Origin of the sequence: Shewanella sairae, assembly GCF_023283535.1 — a bacterium.
GTDB classification, from domain to species: Bacteria; Pseudomonadota; Gammaproteobacteria; order Enterobacterales; family Shewanellaceae; genus Shewanella; species Shewanella sairae.
Genome location: NZ_JAKILT010000015.1, coordinates 82,768 through 101,629 on the forward strand (window position 1 = coordinate 82,768; position 18,862 = coordinate 101,629).

The 18,862-nt window shown below is 44.9% G+C and carries 20 protein-coding genes; all 20 read right to left on the bottom strand.

The window, feature by feature from the left end; all coding sequences use genetic code 11:
- Positions 1-2: 2 nt before the first annotated feature.
- Positions 3-644: an energy transducer TonB gene (locus tag L2748_RS08670; RefSeq protein WP_220779910.1), complete on the bottom strand. Its 642-nt coding sequence runs from the start codon at positions 642-644 to the stop codon at positions 3-5.
- Complete coding sequence (locus L2748_RS08675; RefSeq protein WP_220779908.1) at positions 644-1,045, bottom strand: ExbD/TolR family protein; 402 nt, start codon at positions 1,043-1,045, stop codon at positions 644-646. The genes L2748_RS08670 and L2748_RS08675 overlap by 1 nt, the downstream gene beginning before the upstream one ends.
- Positions 1,038-1,556, bottom strand: a complete 519-nt coding sequence (locus L2748_RS08680) for a MotA/TolQ/ExbB proton channel family protein (RefSeq protein WP_220779906.1) — start codon at positions 1,554-1,556, stop codon at positions 1,038-1,040. The genes L2748_RS08675 and L2748_RS08680 overlap by 8 nt, the downstream gene beginning before the upstream one ends.
- The gene (locus L2748_RS08685; protein ID WP_220779904.1) at positions 1,543-2,952 is read right to left on the bottom strand and encodes a MotA/TolQ/ExbB proton channel family protein; all 1,410 of its coding nucleotides are present in this window, start codon (positions 2,950-2,952) and stop codon (positions 1,543-1,545) included. The genes L2748_RS08680 and L2748_RS08685 overlap by 14 nt, the downstream gene beginning before the upstream one ends.
- On the bottom strand, positions 2,949-3,734 hold the full coding sequence (locus tag L2748_RS08690; protein WP_220779903.1) for a DUF3450 domain-containing protein: 786 nt from the start codon (positions 3,732-3,734) through the stop codon (positions 2,949-2,951). The genes L2748_RS08685 and L2748_RS08690 overlap by 4 nt, the downstream gene beginning before the upstream one ends.
- Positions 3,728-4,555, bottom strand: coding sequence for a hypothetical protein (locus L2748_RS08695; protein ID WP_220779902.1), 828 nt, complete (start codon positions 4,553-4,555; stop codon positions 3,728-3,730). Before L2748_RS08695 ends, L2748_RS08690 begins: the two co-directional genes overlap by 7 nt.
- Positions 4,552-5,244: a hypothetical protein gene (locus tag L2748_RS08700; RefSeq protein WP_220779901.1), complete on the bottom strand. Its 693-nt coding sequence runs from the start codon at positions 5,242-5,244 to the stop codon at positions 4,552-4,554. Before L2748_RS08700 ends, L2748_RS08695 begins: the two co-directional genes overlap by 4 nt.
- Positions 5,244-6,575 carry an ATP-binding cassette domain-containing protein gene (locus tag L2748_RS08705; protein ID WP_220779899.1) on the bottom strand — a complete coding sequence of 444 codons (1,332 nt, stop codon included), beginning with the start codon at positions 6,573-6,575 and terminating at the stop codon, positions 5,244-5,246. Before L2748_RS08705 ends, L2748_RS08700 begins: the two co-directional genes overlap by 1 nt.
- On the bottom strand, positions 6,575-7,621 hold the full coding sequence (locus L2748_RS08710) for a FecCD family ABC transporter permease (protein WP_220779897.1): 1,047 nt from the start codon (positions 7,619-7,621) through the stop codon (positions 6,575-6,577). Before L2748_RS08710 ends, L2748_RS08705 begins: the two co-directional genes overlap by 1 nt.
- On the bottom strand, positions 7,612-8,610 hold the full coding sequence (locus tag L2748_RS08715; RefSeq protein WP_220779896.1) for an ABC transporter substrate-binding protein: 999 nt from the start codon (positions 8,608-8,610) through the stop codon (positions 7,612-7,614). Before L2748_RS08715 ends, L2748_RS08710 begins: the two co-directional genes overlap by 10 nt.
- Before the next feature lie 9 nt (positions 8,611-8,619).
- A complete protein-coding gene (locus L2748_RS08720; protein WP_220779894.1) occupies positions 8,620-10,656 on the bottom strand; it encodes a TonB-dependent receptor plug domain-containing protein in 2,037 nt (678 codons plus the stop codon).
- A gap of 398 nt (positions 10,657-11,054) precedes the next feature.
- Positions 11,055-11,516 carry a ClpXP protease specificity-enhancing factor gene (locus tag L2748_RS08725; RefSeq protein ID WP_220779892.1) on the bottom strand — a complete coding sequence of 154 codons (462 nt, stop codon included), beginning with the start codon at positions 11,514-11,516 and terminating at the stop codon, positions 11,055-11,057.
- Positions 11,516-12,145 carry a stringent starvation protein SspA gene (sspA, locus tag L2748_RS08730; protein ID WP_012156731.1) on the bottom strand — a complete coding sequence of 210 codons (630 nt, stop codon included), beginning with the start codon at positions 12,143-12,145 and terminating at the stop codon, positions 11,516-11,518. Before sspA ends, L2748_RS08725 begins: the two co-directional genes overlap by 1 nt.
- A 109-nt stretch (positions 12,146-12,254) precedes the next feature.
- Positions 12,255-12,950 (bottom strand): cytochrome c1, encoded by a 696-nt coding sequence (locus tag L2748_RS08735; RefSeq protein ID WP_220779890.1) that lies wholly within the window; start codon positions 12,948-12,950, stop codon positions 12,255-12,257.
- Complete coding sequence (locus L2748_RS08740) at positions 12,950-14,164, bottom strand: cytochrome b (RefSeq protein WP_220779888.1); 1,215 nt, start codon at positions 14,162-14,164, stop codon at positions 12,950-12,952. The genes L2748_RS08735 and L2748_RS08740 overlap by 1 nt, the downstream gene beginning before the upstream one ends.
- Positions 14,164-14,754, bottom strand: a complete 591-nt coding sequence (petA, locus tag L2748_RS08745; RefSeq protein WP_220779886.1) for a ubiquinol-cytochrome c reductase iron-sulfur subunit — start codon at positions 14,752-14,754, stop codon at positions 14,164-14,166. The genes L2748_RS08740 and petA overlap by 1 nt, the downstream gene beginning before the upstream one ends.
- Positions 14,755-15,168: 414 nt before the next feature.
- Positions 15,169-16,047, bottom strand: a complete 879-nt coding sequence (hflC, locus tag L2748_RS08750; RefSeq protein ID WP_220779884.1) for a protease modulator HflC — start codon at positions 16,045-16,047, stop codon at positions 15,169-15,171.
- Between the two features lie 3 nt (positions 16,048-16,050).
- On the bottom strand, positions 16,051-17,202 hold the full coding sequence (gene hflK / locus L2748_RS08755; protein WP_220779882.1) for an FtsH protease activity modulator HflK: 1,152 nt from the start codon (positions 17,200-17,202) through the stop codon (positions 16,051-16,053).
- Between the two features lie 49 nt (positions 17,203-17,251).
- Positions 17,252-18,547 (bottom strand): ribosome rescue GTPase HflX, encoded by a 1,296-nt coding sequence (hflX, locus tag L2748_RS08760; protein WP_220779876.1) that lies wholly within the window; start codon positions 18,545-18,547, stop codon positions 17,252-17,254.
- Between the two features lie 23 nt (positions 18,548-18,570).
- Positions 18,571-18,849 (bottom strand): RNA chaperone Hfq, encoded by a 279-nt coding sequence (gene hfq / locus L2748_RS08765; RefSeq protein ID WP_012156738.1) that lies wholly within the window; start codon positions 18,847-18,849, stop codon positions 18,571-18,573.
- Positions 18,850-18,862: the final 13 nt, after the last annotated feature.

Below are 18,862 nucleotides of genomic sequence, written 5' to 3' on the forward strand. Positions count from 1 at the left end.
CACTAACTCACCTTGAAATTAATCGGTACATCAACAAACACCTTAACCGCCTCACCTGCTAATACAGCAGGCTTAAAGCGCCATTTACGCGCAGCCTCTATCGCAGATTGATCAAATACTTGTTTGGGCTCTGCCTCTAACACCTCAGCCTGACTCACTGCGCCATCGGCCTCCACAATCAGCCGCAGTAAGACTTTACCGCCTTGCTTAAATTTACGGCCGGCGACAGGCATTTTTGGCTGAATAAAGCGTAATAATTCAGGCGCTTTATCAACATCTTTGATCCCAGCAATTACTGGTGCAATGCTAGGTAAACTCAAGCCGTTTAATGTCGGAGTTGCCATAACAGGCACTTGCAACGGCATATCGGCAACCGTTGGCATAATCGGCATACTGCTTGATACCGGTGTTATCGCACTCGCAGTAACTGGTTTTGATTGCGCTTTTTCTGGCTCAGATTGACGCGGTTTATCTGGCGGTAATAAGGGCAGTGGTTGTGGCTCAAACTGCTGACTCAACAGCCCTACTACTTGGCTTTGATTTAAACTATTGGGTAAATAGTAACAAAGTAAAATCGTTGCCATTAACGATAAGGCAAGCCTTACTAATTTAACCCCAACCGCTTTCAATTGCACAGTAGCCATTATTGGATCTCTGACGCGACAGAGCTAAAACTAATGCCAGCTTGCTTAGCGATATCGAGTACTTTAATTGTTACTCCGGTTGGGCAGTTGGTATCGGCGACCACCAAGAGTTTAGCTTTTGGCGTTTGACTGGCAATTTGTTGTAGCTTGCCCGGCAGATAGTAAATATCGATCTCTTTCGACTCAAAGTAGACCCGGCCGGTGGTATCGAGCGTGACCACAATAGGACTACCATCAACACTGGTGGCCGTGCTAGCTTGAGGACGCTTGATCTCAACTGATGCTTGCTGCACAAAGTTGGTCGACACAATAAAGAAGATCAACAAAATAAACACCACATCGAGCATAGGTGTCATATTGATTTCAGGCTCTTTATCTTGTCTAAATCGATCGCTAAGCATTAGCGCCTCCTACTAACAAGTTAGTATCGACACGGTTTAATTTTCGTTGCCAAAAAAAGGCCAATATGGCGCCAGTTAACCCGACAAACAAACCGGTTTGCGTGGTCACCATCGCCATAGAGATCCCTGCAGAGATAACCGCTGGATCGTGAAAACCATAATTAGCTCCCGCATCAAACATGGCGATCATTCCGCTCACTGTACCGAGTAAACCAAGTAACGGTGCCACCATAGCAAGCAATTTAACCCCTTGAAGATCGGCATACTGCTGCGCTTCCGCTTGCCTTAATGCTAATAAATGTAAACGCTGGTTCAGCCAGTCGTGCTCAGTAGTAACTGTCTGTAAACATGCACTTAGATTGGCCTCTTTGAATAAGGCGCGACTCACTAACCACAACATCCATAAACAGCAAATAAATAGCGGCCACATCACTATGCCGCCTAGCTCAATAAAGCCTAAAACAGCATGAACAAATTGCTCTAATGACTGCATCGAACTACTTTGAGCCATGGCCTTCCCCTTGCTCAAGATTGAGTGCTAGTAACAAGGCAGATTGCTGCTCCATATTCAAACTTAACGCTTGAGCACGGCGCTTTAACGGGTAATGCAGCAATAACAGAGGTAGTGCCACCAGCAAGCCTGCTTGAGTGGTAATCAGTGCTTTACTGATCCCTTGCGACAACAACTTAGGGTCGCTATTGCCAAACTCAGTGAGTGATTGGAAAGTTTCAATCATGCCGGAAACTGTTCCCAGCAAACCTAGCATTGGCGCCATGGCAGCAAGTAGCGCAATAAAGCCAAGACCTCGCTCAAATTGTGTCATCTGTTTCAGCATTAATTGCTTAAGCCGCTGATCCATGGCGTCAACACTACTCCCCTCAACAATGGCATTGGCTAGCACTTTCGCTGCCGGTACTCGAGACACACTCTGTAGTTGCTGTTTAATCTTTAGCAGCTCCACTTTCGCGCTATCATCTTCTTGAAGCTGAGCTAATGGCCGCCAATACAGTAAGACAACCGCACGCCAGAGGGCTATCAGTAAACCAAACGCTGCCAAAATAAGAATTGGCCACAAGACTTCGCCACCATCTTTTACCCATTGGCCAAGGCTTTGCTTTTGCGCCAAGCTTGGCAACATACGCCCTTGACTTAAATCCATCGCCAATAGCTGAGTTTCACCATCTAACCATGCTTTTAGCTGCTGACTAACATCGCTATCAACAGGTGTAATAGCGGTTGGCAGCTTGTCAGTAAAAGCAATGAAGCTCGGTAAATCAGTGTCAGTTACCGCCATTAAGCCACCAATTACAAATAGATCTTTGGTGCTAACACTGCCATCAGCTTGGCTTATTGGCGCTGCGGTACTAGCGACTTGCGCCGTCATCTGCATATCATCAACGGCGTAACCGATAAGCTCATTGAGTTGTGACAAACTTGGAAAACCAGAGCTTGCCTTAGCAGCAGCTAAACTTTGCCCTCGCTGCACTTCAATTAAGCTGGTAGGGCTTTGCTGCCATTGCTGCGATAAGCTGCTCAGCGCTTTTTGGTAAGCCCCTTGAACCAACTGCATATCATCAACAGCGAGTTGGTAACTGCTCGTTAATTGCTGCTTTTGCTGATTAAGCTCGACTAATTGCTCATTTAATGCTGTTAATTGTGCGCGTTTACTGGCTAACCTTGCGCTTAACGCTTGTTGGTTAGATTTGACCTCATCGATCTCTTGCTTTAACTGACGATCCCAAGCAGCATTTTGCTGACGGATATCAGCCACTCGGTTATCGATTTGAGCCTTTTGCTGCTGATAATCAGCAGCCTGCTTAGTCGCTGTAATATCTGCAACAACTTGAGCTTGGGCAAAAGCTTGAATAGAGGCGCTAAATAGTAAAATTGCAATCACAGTTCTCATTGTTCTTGCCCTCCTAGTGGAAGGTTCACAATCTGCGCCACCTGCTTATTAGCAGTAATTGCCATGGCTAATTTAATGTCACCTTGTAGCTCAACAGCTAACGGCCGCCACTGGCGAGACTGATTATCAAACCAACCTAAATGTTGCTCATCAGGGGTGATATAAAACCAAGATAAACGACCTAGTCGTAGTAAGTTAACCTGCACAGGTTGCTTATCAATTGCGATAACCTCCTGAGTTAACTGCTGGCCATATCCATAAGCCACTTCGATAGTCATCACATCGAGTAAGCGCCTAAAACGCTCGGCCAATGGCAGATCATGGCTATCCATTGCAGTGCGTAAAAATGCTAAGCGACGCTTACGCTCATCAAAATCAAACGGAAGATCGCTGCTTACTTGACGCTCTAACATGGCATACCAGATCTCAAGCTGTGGCTCGAGCTCCTGCTTTAATGCGGTTATCGTGGCAATGTCTTGCTGCAACAGCGCAACCTCAGCTTGCAAGGAAGCCAAATACCTTTGCTGTTTTTGCAGCTGATATTCAGTCCAGTAAAGCTCACCTAAGTCTTGTTGTTGCTGCGATAAAGACTGTGCTTTTTGCTGTTGCCATGCCGCCGCCTCTTCACCAAGCTGCACTGCTTGCATGACAGGTTGTTGTATTTGTTCTCGCCAGCGCTCTGCTAAATTGCAGCTTGAATCAATCGCTGCAGCAGTCGCATTAACGTTGAAAGGCAATACACTAGATGCGACCAATAAACCGATATATATTCGAGCTAACATTTGCGGCCCCCTTTTTTGATTGAACGACGCCAAAACACCAGCCCTTGTAACAGTAAACTCAGCAGCAATAGGCAGTAACAGATAAAGAAATAGTTAATCAGCGGGTTATGGACCGCTAACATCTTAACTTGCACGCCTTTTACCTCTTGTTGATAAGGCACACGAAAGTCCGTCACAGTGATATACAGATCGCCCCAGTTAAATGGACGCAGGAAACCAGCATGACCACTGACGGTCTGCTCGCCAGTGCTTATCTCAAAATAAGCATTGTTTATGCGCGGGTCGAATACCTCTACGCTACGACGAGTGATACGGCCTGCCGGGCTATAACCCTTTTCGTCTTCGATGATTTGGCTGACATCGTTGCGATAATCGACTTTGACTAACTCAATTTGGTAACGCCCACTGTTAAAACGCTCACCTTGATGTAGAACAACACTGTCGTGACCATGAATAAACACTAAGTCGACACCATGAAAGATAAACACCAACAAGGTCAGGATATGGATCGGCAGCATCATGATCCGTGGGCTGCGCCAGCGCTTATGACGCCAGGTCGGCAACAGATCGCGCCAAGAACACAGTGCCGTGTTTAGCCCAAGTAGAAACATCAAACCAAATAGGCCAACAAGCCAACTTGCCACAATAGGCGCATTAACTAAACTCTGCATCCACTGCGACATAGGCAGATCATTAAGTGAGCGTAATACTTGTCGATAAGCATCTTGCTCACTCATAGCAACGCCAAGCGCAAACCACACTGACAGCAGCAGTAGCAATACAAAAGCTAAGCGCATTGAAAACAACCAGTTCATAGTCATGACAAGCGATACCCCAACATCAATACACAAATAAAGCCAAGCACCGCAGCCTTACCTAATGCCAAAGCTTTACCATTAGCAAACCAAGCTTTTGGTAAGTGAAACACTAAGATAAATAGCAGGTATGTCAGCGCGGAGAAAAAGAAGTGACCGCTCCAGCTCCAGCTACGTCCCCAGCCGATAAACGCCCAATAGCTCCCCGCAATTTCGCCGCCAAGAAACGCCGTACCCGCGAGCAAACTGAGAAGATGACTATGGCTTTCTAAGCGCGGATCGCGAGCAAAAGCATGGATTAAGTACCCCACACAAGCAGCGATAGCTAAACCTAGTGCAATGGGTCTGGAAAGGAAAAACAGCTGTGCCCAAAGGGAGGTCAGCATGGCACTATCGCCCATTGGCGGCTCAAGGGTTTTACTATAGATAAGTAGCAATAGCGCAAAGCCGCTTGCTATCCATGCATAGCGAGCTTGCAAAGCATTACGGATTGGTAAAATGCACACAGCTAACGAGCTAACAATGGCTGTGACCACTAAATATGTGGTCACGCTACTACCGGGAAATAGCAAACTATTGGCATTAATTAAGGTCAGCGTTGTCACCGACAACGCGAGCACGACCAAACTAGCAAGACGCGCAGCGATAAAGCGCTGTTCAAGCGTACTCGATTGATTCAAACTGATATCTTTCATTAGCTTTGCTCACTTACAGAGGCTACATTATCAGCATTGATAAACTGCATAAGCTTTTGTGGTAAGTGCACATCTTCAATATCGATAACTTCAGGGTTATGCAGCGACCAATGGCGACAAACTTGCTCAATCAAGTTTGGCCGCACCACCCAAATATGGCGGCTATTTTCCACTGCGAGAAGTGGCGCGATTTGCTTACCAAAGCCCTGTCCACCAAGCTCCATCGGCCCAATTTCATCGACAATACAGATATCACCTTGGTTAACGTTATTATGATCTAGGGCTTGTAAACCAAGGGCCAATCCGGATTCAGTGAAACTAAAACGAGTGCCGGTTTTCTTATCTAACACGCCAGTACGATGACCAAATAGACAACGCTCACCTGTGGCGATATCAACAATGTCGCTACTAAAACGGCGGCCATCTTTCATTACACCGGGACAAAACATGCCTTTTAACTTGATCTGCTGTTGTTGGCACTGCTCAATAAGTGCAGCTAAAGCGGTGGTTTTTCCGCTACCACTTTCACCAGTCACAATCAGCACTTTACTGAGGCTCAAGCCCAATACATTTTGCGGCATAAAAAACTCCTGCGAGGCAACTTGATAGCTGGCTGTAGCCAAACCATAGAGTCGACTGATATTTTTACTGGTCATCACAGCGCTGCGCTCGCCGTAATCCAATACCTTGCCGTGCTCCAACAGCAGTACTTTGTCTGCGTATAACTGAGCCAGATTTGGATCGTGCAAAATAGCAATTACTGCGGTGTTAGATTCAACACAACTGCGTTTGACCTGAGAAAGAATTTGAAATTTATTGCGATAATCAAGATGGTTAGTCGGCTCATCGAGCAGCAATAACTGCTCACTCTGAAACAAGGCTCTGGCGAGCAAAACCAGTTGACGCTCGCCACCTGATAAGCGGTTATAGTCCGCCTTGGCTAAACCGCCGACATCAAGTAACTGCATGACTCTTTTAGCGTCATGAATGTCTTGCTCTGATGGTGATTCAAAAGTTGATAAAAACGGCGTGCGCCCCATTACCACCATTTCAAGCGCAGTAAAAGCAAAGGCAGTCTCTTGTTGCTGTGGCACCAAAGCCATCTGCTGCGCTATTTCGGCGCGGCTCAAATTATTTAACGACTGACCATTCAGCTTAACTCGCCCTTGGCTTGGCTGATTTAAACCACATAGGCAATTCATCAAGGTCGTTTTGCCTGCACCGTTAGCGCCTAGAACCGCTAAAAACTCGCCAGCTGCCAGCTCAAAGCTAACATCTTGTAATAGTTGCTGACCCGCAACAGAAAAGCTCACATTCTCAACCGCTAGCATTAGTACGCGCCTCCCTGACGAAAACGAAACAGTAAGAAGGCAAATAAAGGCGCACCAACCAATGAGGTTACAATGCCAATGGGGATCTCCATGCTAAAGCTCGCCCTTGCAACACTATCTGCTAGTAGCAAAAACATCGCGCCCACAGCAGTCGATAACGGGATTAAGCGCATATTGTTAGCGCCAGTGAAAGTGCGCACCATATGTGGCACCACTAGGCCAATCCAAGCGACAGAACCTACTGTTGCGACGCATGAAGCCACAATAAATGAACTAATCACTATCAACACCATACGCAGCCTTGCAGGCTCAACCCCAAGGCTGCGGCATTGATGGTCACCTAAGCAGAGCACGTTAAGGCGATAACGTAATGTATGGATAAGCCCATAACCTACAGCCACTGGCACGATAAGCTGTGCAACCGTGCTCCAACTGCTTACCGACAAAGAGCCCATTAACCAAAATACAATCGCAGGTAACTCGCCATAGGGATCGGCCAAAGCTTTTAACATGGTCAAGCCTGCGCCAAATATCGAACCAACAATAATGCCGGTCATAATCATTAGCAGTAAACTGTTGCTACCAAAGCGCTTAGCCATCAACATCGCCGCACAAGCTGCGGCGAGCCCGCAAACAAATGCGAGTAACTGCACCATCAACCAACTGCTGCCCGGTAAAATAAGCCCCATCGCTGCGCCAAACATACAGCCCGATGCAACGCCTAGAATATCGGGTGACACCAACGGGTTACGAAATACCCCTTGATACACGGCGCCAGATACAGCTAGTCCTGCACCTACAATCAGAGCGGTTAATAAACGCGGAAAACGGATCAGCAGAATGACCCTTTCTTCTTGGGTTAAGTTATCTGGCACTTGCCCTGTAAGTATTAAGCTACTTAATACAGACGGCAGTTTTTGAATTGCGCTGAATAAGTCGCTTGGGTTAATCGAAAAGCGTCCCGCGCAAAGGCCTACCAAGCCTACAACAATGGCAATGCCCAACCACTGAACTGGCTGTAAAATGCGTCCTTTAGCTACCGACATTGGCTCGTCTCTTGCAGCGGTGAGAGGCAAGGATCACCAAAAGCCACTTGATAGTAGTGAGCGATTTCGGAATCTACATCGATGTTTTTAAATCGTTCAGGGTAAGCGTTAACCGCAATATAAAGTGCACCTGCCATTGCCATCGGCGATGGCATATCCCAAAAACTGCCTTTAGGGATGTTGATTTGCGGTAGCTCTGCAATTTGCGTCATCAGTGACTTTTTAAGTTGCTCATCAACTTTGGTTGAATCATTGGATTCGCGCACTAGCAATTGCGGCTGCCAAAGTAGTAACTGCTCTGCATTAACTTTAGGGTAAAAGCCCGGTACCCCGGTTGCGACATTTTTAAGACCTGCAACGGCCATGAGTTGATGTTGAAACATCTGCTCACTCGCGGTGCGGTATAGATCTGAACTATTGGCGTAATATGCTCGCAGACGCTGCTCATCACTAAGGCCTTTAAGTCCAGTTTGAATAATCTCAGCTAATCGCTGGTTCTCAGCCTCGATCTTAGCCGCCTTATCTTCTGTGCCCGTTGCCTTTGCTAATAAGGACAGCACAACTTCACTATCTTTAAAGCTTTCTGGCTGAATAACTAGGCTAGCGATACCTAATGAGGTAAGACGATCTGCCAATCTATAGCCATCTTTTTTACCAAAGACTAAAACAAGATCCGGCTTTAATGCGACTATGGTTTCTAAACTAGTTCCGGCCGAGCGACTGCCGATCACTAAAGGATCGCGATCTCCCAAAATACGATTAATAAATGGCGAGTGCTTGGTGCTACCACCAATACCTACGAGTTGGTCTTCAAGACCAAGACTTAGAGCAAACAGGTTTGCAGGAGTAAACGTTGTCACAATACGTGAGGCGGGCTGTTGCAGCACCACCTCACGGCCTTGTTGATCGACCAAGTGTATCGGCGTTGCCGATACACTTGAAAGACCACAAAGGAGAATGACAACAGCACTAAATAGTCTGTTTAACATTCCAATTCCTTAGAAGCGGTACTTTACGCCAACTTCATAAGAGCGGCCTTCGTTTGGCTGGCCGTATCCTTCGTAATGTGACTCATCGAGTAAGTTATTAAGGTTCACGTAAGCTGAAAGCTGCGGTGTAATCGCCTTCTTAATACCCATATCGATAGTTAAGGTGTCTGACTCCCACTCTTGTGAGCGCTCGTCAATTAGGATGTCAGTGCGGTAACGAACACGTAGGTTGCTATCGATATCTAACCAAGGCTGGTACCAGTTAACAATCGCTGTAACTGAATCTTTTGGAATATCACGGAAGTAATCAGAGTCGCGGTTTTCACTCTTATTGCGTGCATGGGTATAAGTGTAATCCAGTGACAGACTGATATTTTCCGTTAGCTGGCTTAGCGTGGTGATCTCAATACCGTAAAACTCTGACTTACCAATGTTTTGGTAAACTTCAAGATCCCAACCTGGATCATTAGGATCCGGTAGATAAGTTTCAACAATTTTGTCACTGATATCGTGATAGAACAGACCCACATCTATGCTATTTAACAAACTGTGGCTAAAGTCATTTTTCCAGCCTAAGGTATAACTCGTATTACGTTCAGGCTTTAGATCGTGACGGGCACCAGTATCATCAAACATCTCGGTGAAGGTGGCAAAACGCGTCTTTTGGGCGATAGAACCGTAAACTAGACCCGCATTATCAAAGGTGTAGCTCATACCTAGCATAGGATCTAGGGTATCTGAGCCATCTTCACCCGCTGTAGCATCATTACCACGATCTTCTACAATCGTTTGCTTATGCCAAGCAATACCTGCAACCACATTTAGCGCGCCAAAGGTCATAGTATCTTCTGCAGCAACACTTATGGTATCAAGCTGAGAGCGCTCATAACCGTGAGAACGGTCTACATCAACGTAAGCAACATTCTTCTTTTTGTGCACATCATTTTTATAGTTAACTGACAGGCTTAAGCTATTCCAATCAGCTAATGCCATGTCGGTAAACAAAGCACCACCTGCGGTGTAATCACTGTAGCTACTTGTTGCTAACTTAAGATCTTTGTCAGGATTATCGTATGAATCATAACTGTCGTTATGCATGTGGTAATAACCTAATGCACGCACTGTTAGCCAATCATTTACCCGGTGTAAGCCACTTAGATCCATACCCGTGTCTTTGTACTCAGAAATATCAGCAAAGCTACTAAAATCGCTAAATACCTTGTTATAACGAGTGTTGTAAGGCAGTTCTCGATCAGAGTCTAAGCTAAATACGCTAGCAAACAGTTCTGTACTTTCATTGGCATAACCGCCGCGCACCCAAATGTTAGTCGATTCATAAGCAGAGTTATCGCGCTTACCGCCGTCTTCAACAACCATCTGCTTTGGTAAATCACCAAATCTATCTTTGATATCAGACAGCACTGGCTCAAAGTCGTTCGACATACGCATTGCATCACGACCGCGGTGATCAACTGAAGCAAATAAACTAAAACCATCTTTGCCTAAGCTGATAGAGCCTGCTTGATGATTTTGTCCCATCTGCCCAAATGATGCATTAAGATCACCACTGACGCCTTCTTGGCCTTTCTTGGTGATAATATTAACCACCCCCCCCATGCCATTTGGACCATAAAGTACTGAAGAAGCGCCTTTTACCACATCAATTTTGGCAATGATGTTAGCTGGAATTTGGTTAAGATCTAACTGTCCATAGTTAGTTTCGTAATATGGCACACCATCAAGCAAAATAAGCACTTTATCTTGCTCGAAGCCCTGAATAGTTAGAAACTTCTCACCTTTACTCGACTGAGCAACATGCACGCCTGGCACATAGTCCAAGGCATCCGCAGCCGTTTTTGCACCGATTAATTCGATTTGCTCTGCAGTCATAGTGTTATTGATAGCAATATCTTTTACACCTGTCTGCTCTGAAACAACAATTTCACCAAGTGAAAAAACGTCATTTGCGTCATTGGCTAGTACAGCTTGGCTTGATAGTAGGGTGCTGATGATAATAGCGATTTTAGTATTTCTTGTTTTGATCACCTAAGACTCCGATCTGCTCGTGATAATGGCTTGCAGATCTTCAACATCGTTAAAAGTCTGCCTCACCGTAAATTCGCGCACATCTTATTCTTTATAACCTAGTTCAACTATTCGCAAACCTGAACTCTAGACCGATATCACCCAATAAAAAACCAATTACGACGTAACGACATATACTTACACATACTAAAGGACAATTAGTCACACCAGGACAAGTTGACCAGTCTAATTTGTCTACACTTAAATTAACCATGTAAAAAGCACTCGTTCAAAGTTAAGACCTAATACCAAGAAGTCATCTTTGATTATTTTGACAAATAGCGCCCACAAAAAAGCCAGTCGTTAGACTGGCTTTTAATTGGTTTTAACTAGCGAGATAGCTTATTTAACCAGAGTTCTTATTTAACCAAAGTTAAATGACCACGGCGCTTAGGCTCTTTAGCCTTTGTGCTTTCGGCTTCTGGTTCACAGGTTTCAACAACCGGTTCTTTCACTACAGAAAGTCCCGACTCTTCTTCGATGTCATCTTCAAGCTGATAAGCTTCTTCTAACTCAAAGACAGTACCTGCACCATTCTCTCTAGCGTAGATGGCAACAATTGAAGCCATCGGCAATAGTACCTGCTGAGGAACGCCACCAAAACGCGCGCTGAACTCAATAAACTCATTAGTGATCTGTAGGCCACCTACAGCACTCTCGGTAATATTAAGTACAATTTGACCATCTTTAACATATTGCTGTGGTACTTGTGTGCCTGGCACATAAGCATCGACAACAACATGAGGCGTTAATTGGTTATCCATCAACCAATCATAATAAGCCCGCAGCAAGTATGGACGGTTTGGGGTTAGCTCTTTCATTAGATACCCATGCGCATTTCGCGCTCAGTCTCAGTCAAAGATGCTTTAAATGATTCACGATCGAATAAACGTGTCATGTAAGCTTTGATATCTTTAGCTGTACGGCTATCAAGCTCGATACCTAGTACAGGTAAACGCCACAATAGCGGACCTAAGTAGCAATCTGCTAAACCAAACTCTTCACTCATGAAGTATGGCACTTCACCGAAGATTGGTGCGATAGCAGTAAGACCTTCTTGAAGCTCTTTACGAGCTGCATCAGCACGGTCGCCTTTACGAATACGCTCAACAAGTGCGTACCAGTCTTCTTCGATGCGGTGCATCCAAAGACGTGTTTGACCACGTGAAACCGGATAAACAGGCATTAATGGAGGATGAGGGAAACGCTCATCTAAGTATTCCATAATGATACGAGAGTTATAAAGAACTAGCTCTCTGTCTACCAAAGTTGGCACTGTGTTGTACGGGTTTAGCTCGATCAGGTCTTCAGGGATCTCATTTGGATCAACCTGTAGCACATCAACTGTCACACCTTTTTCAGCTAGTACGATACGTACTTGGTGGCTATAAAGGTCGTCTGCACCTGAATACAGGGTCATGATTGAGCGTTTATTGGCAGCAACAGCCATTGATACCCTCCGGGATTCACAAGTAAAAAGCAAAAAATGCAAACGCAAACGAGGAGCAAGGCTCCCCGTTTACAATTTGCGGATAATACATTCTAACCTTTATTTGAGGTTAGTGTACATCTTTCCAGTACTCTTTCTTTAAGAGGTAGGCCACAATAAAGAAAATAAATAAGAAGCCTAACACCCACCAACCTAACCTTTCACGCTCAAGTTTAACGGGGTCGCCAGAGTAAACTAGGTAACCCGTGATATCACGAACTACTTGGTCATACTCTTCAGCTGTTAAGGCACCACCAGTCGCGACTAGTGTTCCATCTTCTTGTTTAACTGGCGTCCCTTGAAGACCCTCAAGCACATGCGGCATACCCACTAACGGGAAGATTGTATTGTTCACACCAAATGGACGGCTTTCATCTTTATAAAAGCCATGTAGGTATGAATAAATCCAGTCTTCACCACGAACGCGAGCAACCAAAGTTAAGTCAGGAGGAGAAGCACCAAACCATTTTGCAGCATCTGCATCTGGAATGGCATTTTCCATTAACTCACCGATCTTAGCACCTTCGGGTAGATACTTAGCACGCATTTCATCTAATGGAATGTCTAAGTCAGTAGCAACTCGATCATAGCGTTGATATTGAGTGCTATGACAACCTGCACAGTTTTCTTGGAAAAGTTCCAATCCACGCTGCAGTGATTCAGTGTCATTTAGATCAATATTAGCTTTATCTAGCGGTGCACCACCACCGGCTGCGATAGCCAGTGTTGGGACCAATGCAACTAATGCGATTAATAATTTTTTCATTAGTGTGTCAACCTCTCTGGTACAGGCTTAGTCTTTTCATTCTTACTGTAAATCCATAGGAATAAGAAGAAACCAAAGTAAGTTAGCGTAAAGATACGCGCTGCAATAGTAAGAGCTGGAGTCGCTGGCACCGCACCTAAGTAACCTAGTACTAGGAACGAAACAGCAAACTGGCTAATGTTTAGCTTATGAACCATGCTACGGTAACGAATTGACTTCACTTTACAACGGTCTAACCATGGCAATACAAACAGTACCGCAATTGCTAAGCCCATGCCGATAACGCCCATCAACTTATCAGGAATAGCACGTAAGATTGCGTAGAAAGGTGTGAAATACCAAACCGGTGCAATATGCTCAGGTGTCTTCATTGGATTAGCCGCTTCAAAGTTCGGCTTCTCAAGGAAGTAACCACCACCTTCAGGCATAAAGAACAATACATAACAGAAGACAATAAGGAAGCCTGCGACGCCCATGATGTCTTTAACTGTGTAGTATGGGTGGAATGGGATACCATCTTTTGGCCAACCATTCTCATCTTTGTTTTGCTTGATTTCGATGCCGTCTGGGTTGTTAGAACCCACTTCATGCAATGCGATAAGGTGTAAGAACACCAATACCACTAGCACTAATGGCAACGCAATAACGTGTAGTGCAAAGAAACGGTTTAGGGTTGCACCCGAGACAACAAAGTCACCACGGATCCACAATGTTAGGTCGTCACCAATAACTGGGATAGCACCAAACAAAGAGATAATAACCTGTGCGCCCCAGTAAGACATTTGTCCCCAAGGCAACAAGTAACCCATAAATGCTTCAGCCATCAACACAAGGAAGATCAGCATACCGAATAACCATAGTAGCTCTCTTGGTTTTTGGTATGAGCCGTAGATTAGACCACGGAACATGTGTAAATAAATCACCACAAAGAATGCGGAGGCCCCGGTGGAGTGCATATACCTCAGCAACCAACCGTACTCAACATCGCGCATGATATATTCAATAGAAGCAAACGCACCTTCAGCTGTAGGCACATAGTTCATTGTTAACCAGATACCAGTAAGCAACTGGTTAACCAGTACTAACATGGCTAGAGAGCCAAAAAAGTACCAAAAGTTAAAGTTGGTTGGTGTCGCATATTGACCGACATGACGATTGTACGTCGCAGTCATTGGAATGCGTTCATCAATCCAATTGATAATGTTCTTAACCATTACGCAGCTCCTTTATCAACACCGATAAGCACAGTGCTATCATCAATATATTGATGTGGAGGGATAACTAGGTTTAATGGCGCTGGTACACCTTGGAATACGCGACCAGCCATATCAAACTTAGAACCGTGACAAGGGCAGAAGAAGCCAGAAGCAACGCCTTCTACTTGCTCACCGAATGTGTCTGGTAGGTAAGTTGGAGAACAACCTAGGTGAGTACATAAGCCGACAGCTATGAAGTACTCAGCCTTAATTGAACGACCAGTATTCTGTGCATATGCAGGCTGCTGTGGTTCTACAGAGTCTGGATCACGAAGTTGAGCATCGATAGCTGGCAGACCATCTAAGATCTCCTGCGTACGGCGAACAACCCATACAGGCTTACCACGCCATTCAACTCGAATAAGTTGACCTGGCTCTACTTTACTTATGTTTACTTCAACCGGCGCACCTGCTGCTTTCGCTTTGGCACTCGGATTCCATGACTTTATAAACGGAACCGCTACAGCTGCGGCACCTGCACCACCAACTACGGCGGTGGCTGCGGTCAGAAATCTGCGACGTCCGGTATCGACTGGCGCATTGCTCATCCACTTGTCTCCAGAGAGTGTTGGAATTTTTTTGTTTTATCTGTCTTCTTCTAAGCTGATCCGAACTAAAATCGAATTCTAAACTTGAAGCGCGGCTCATTATAGCCAAAAATTAGAACCAGATCATAGTTAAAACACTCAACTTAGTTAACTATGTTACTTTTAGTGCCATTTCTGCATAAAAAGACCGCACCTGAACCAACAAAAACGCTAATTTTTATTAGCAGAATATTCAAAAACCATCATTCATTGTCTACTAAATTAGCAACTTAGCACGTTTTATTGGTTTTTTATTAGCTAGAAGCTAATAGTTGACTTAATAGGTAGGAATTATAGTTAGGTGATAACAATCGATAAATGGGCACAAAAAAAGGCCTAACAGACGTTAGACCTTTTTATAAATCGCTACTGAGTTTATTTACCTGTAGAGCTGTTCATATATCTAAAGAACTCGCTGTTAGGCTCAAGTACCATAACGTCATTTTCGCCAGAGAAACTTGCTTTATAAGCATCTAGGCTTCGCATAAAGCTAAAGAACTCTGGGTCTTTAGTGTATGCATCAGCATAAATCTTAGCAGCCTCTGCATCACCTTCACCTCGAGTAGTCAAAGCTTTACGCTCTGCTTCTGCTGTTTGAATGGTAACGCTTGCATCTGTCTTAGCGCGAATAATTTCGGCTTGCTCTTGACCTTGAGCGCGGTGCTCTTTAGCCACAGCTTGACGTTCTGCACGCATACGTTGGTAAATACTGGTACTGACGTTTGCTGGCAAGTTAATTTGCTTAACTCGCACATCAACCACTTCAACACCTAAATCTTGAGCACTTTCTGCTGCATTTTTAAGCGCATCAGATTGCAGCTCATCACGGCTACCAGAAACGATTTCTTTAATCGTACGACGACCAAACTCGGTACGAAGATCGTTGTTAATCTTACGTTGTAGCAAAGTCTCTGCGTTAGCCTTAATACCGCCATTGGTAGAAAGGTAGTAACGTTCAAAGTCTTTAATACGCCACTTAACGTATGAATCAACCATCAAATCTTTCTTTTCAGAGGTAACAAAACGGTCCGCTGCACCGTCAAGTGTTTGCACTCTTGAATCCATAAACTTGATTTTATCAAGCATAGGGATCTTTAAGTGAAGACCTGGAGCATAAACGCGCGTTACGCCGTCATCCTTAAGGACTTTACCAAATCGAGACACAATAGCGCGCTCACCTTCATTCACTACAAGCAGTGAAGACAAAGAGATTGCAATAAGTATTGCTACGATTATCGCTGTAAATCTACCCATCTCTTAGTTCCTCCCCAACGAGCGTTCACCACGTGATGGACGTCCATCAAGTGGCATGCTGCTGTTATTATGAGTTGTACTATTAACTGACATAACAGGTGTTGCCGGTTTGGTCTTAGTGCTTGCAGAATGATTAGCTTGGCTATTTTGCATCAACTTATCTAAAGGAAGATACATCAAGTTGCCATTATTCTTAGCATCAATAAGTACTTTGCTAGTACCACTTAGCACTTCTTGCATCGTATCGAAATACATACGCTCGCGAGTCACTTCAGGGGCGGCTTGATATTCAGGTAGTAGTTGTTCAAAACGAGCTACTTTACCTTTCGCTTCAAGAGTAACTCTCTGCCTATAAGCAATTGCTTGTTGATCCATACGCTCAACAGTACCACGAACCTGAGGCTCTAACTGACGTGAGTATGCTTCAGCTTCACGAATGAAACGCTGCTCATCCTCTTGTGCAGCAATCGCGTCATCAAAGGCGTCTTTTACCTCTTCTGGCGGACGAGCAGGCAAGAAGTTAACGTCTACAACGGTAATACCTAGCTTATATGGCTTGATAATGCGTTCAATTTCATCCCAGGTGTCACGACGAATTTTATCTCGACCAGTAGTCAAAATATCATCCATAGTGTTGTGACCAATAACGTAACGAAGCGCACTGTCAGTTGCTTCACGCAAGCTGGCATCCGCATCAACAACGCTATACAGGTAATTTTTTGCGTTACTTACGCGATACTGAACGTCAAGCTGAACTAAAACCACGTTCTCATCGGCTGTTAGCATACTGCCTGAAGCTGGAATCGAGCGAACAGTCTGTACGTTAACTGGCGTAACTTCATCAATGAAGGTCGCTTTCCATTGAAGACCTGGATCAACTTCACCCACGTATTCACCAAAGCGAAGCTCTACACCTTTCTCTGCTTCTTTAACTGTATAGAATCCAGAAAGACCCCATACAACTACAGCAATGACCAAAACGATGATTAAACTAGCACCGCTGACGCTGCCACCAGAACCATTGCCTTTGCCGCCGAAGCGCTTTGAAAGGTTACGAAAAACTTCATCTAAATCTGGTGGTCCTTTATCATTACCACCTTTATTGCCATTTCCCCAAGGGTCTTGACCCTTGTTACCGGGCTCGTTCCAAGCCATTTAGTACTCCATAAGTGTATGAAATAAACGAGATTACTAAAATACTTAATTATGCGACGACTGGGTCGACGACAAAAGTCTCTATTTCACCTTGGCTCTGTTTTACTAATCGGCGCCAATCGGCATCCAATAAGCGAACAGAGATCATACAGTTCCCCAGATCGTCATACGCTTTCTGCTGTATTACATCCAGTTTATAAAACTGGCCGAGATAATGCCCTGCCGAAGCTGGGATTTGCAAGGTTAGTTCTTGGATTGCTTTACCAACAATTTGGTTAATCGCTTCCTCAACTAATTCCAAGCCTTTTTGCTGCTGAGCAGAAACCCAGACTCTAATCGGTGTTCCCTCGTCATCGTAGTCGATACGTGGGTTCACCTCATCCAATAGATCGATCTTATTGCAAACGATCAACTGTGGAATGTCTATGGCATCGATCTCTTTAAGCACCTTTTGAACTTGCTCAAAGTTATCAGCCATTTTTTCATCTGCACTATCGACGACATGCAAGAGTAAGTCTGCCTGCCGTGTCTCTTGCAGCGTTGCTTTAAATGCAGCAACTAAATCATGGGGCAAGTGCCTAATAAATCCGACGGTATCCGCTAAAATCACATCACCATCAGGTAAATCTAGCTTACGTAACGTTGGATCCAATGTTGCAAAAAGCTGATCTGCTGCGTAAACGTCTGATGTAGTTAAGCCGTTGAACAGTGTTGATTTACCAGCGTTAGTATAACCAACTAAAGACACGGTAGACATCTCACTGCGCTGACGGGCTCTACGACTCTGATCACGCTGCTTATCAACTTTTGCTAAACGGCGGTTAATGGTGCTGATGCGGCCCCTTAGTAGGCGCCTATCAGTCTCTAACTGAGTTTCACCAGGTCCTCGCAGACCAATACCACCCTTTTGGCGTTCTAAATGCGTCCAGCCTCTGATTAAGCGCGTTGACATGTGGCGCAATTGCGCTAGCTCCACCTGTAACTTACCTTCAAATGTCCGCGCTCTTTGAGCGAAGATATCTAAAATCAGAGTTGTTCTGTCGAGTACTCTGCACTCACACAACTGCTCAAGGTTTCGTTCCTGAGCTGGACTTAATGCGTGATTGAAAATCACTACATTGGCATCAGTAGCCGCAACCATCGCAGCCAATTCTTCAGCCTTACCCGAACCGACAAAAAACTTGCGATCAGGTGAACGACGACTTGCCGAGATCACTCCAATAGACTGAGCGCCAGCCGAGTCAACTAGAAGCTTTAATTCATCTAAGTCTTCTCGGTTGTTTTCATCAGTAAAGTCGATATGGACAAGTACCGCTTTCTCTCCCGCCTCATAACGATCAAACAAAAAGCAATCTCCTTAGGCGCAAGTTACTTCTCGTCGCCATCGTCATGCTGTGCGTTATAGCCAGCTTGAGCATTTGTCGCTTGGTGGTTACTCACGTTAAATGGACGTGAAGGCACCACTGTTGAAATAGCGTGCTTGTAAACCATTTGGCTCACGGTGTTTTTAAGCAAAATAACGAATTGATCAAAAGACTCAACTTGTCCTTGTAACTTAATGCCGTTAACAAGATAAATAGATACTGGAACGCGCTCACGACGCAATGCGTTCAAAAACGGGTCTTGTAAAGATTGCCCCTTTGCCATTGTCTAATTTCCT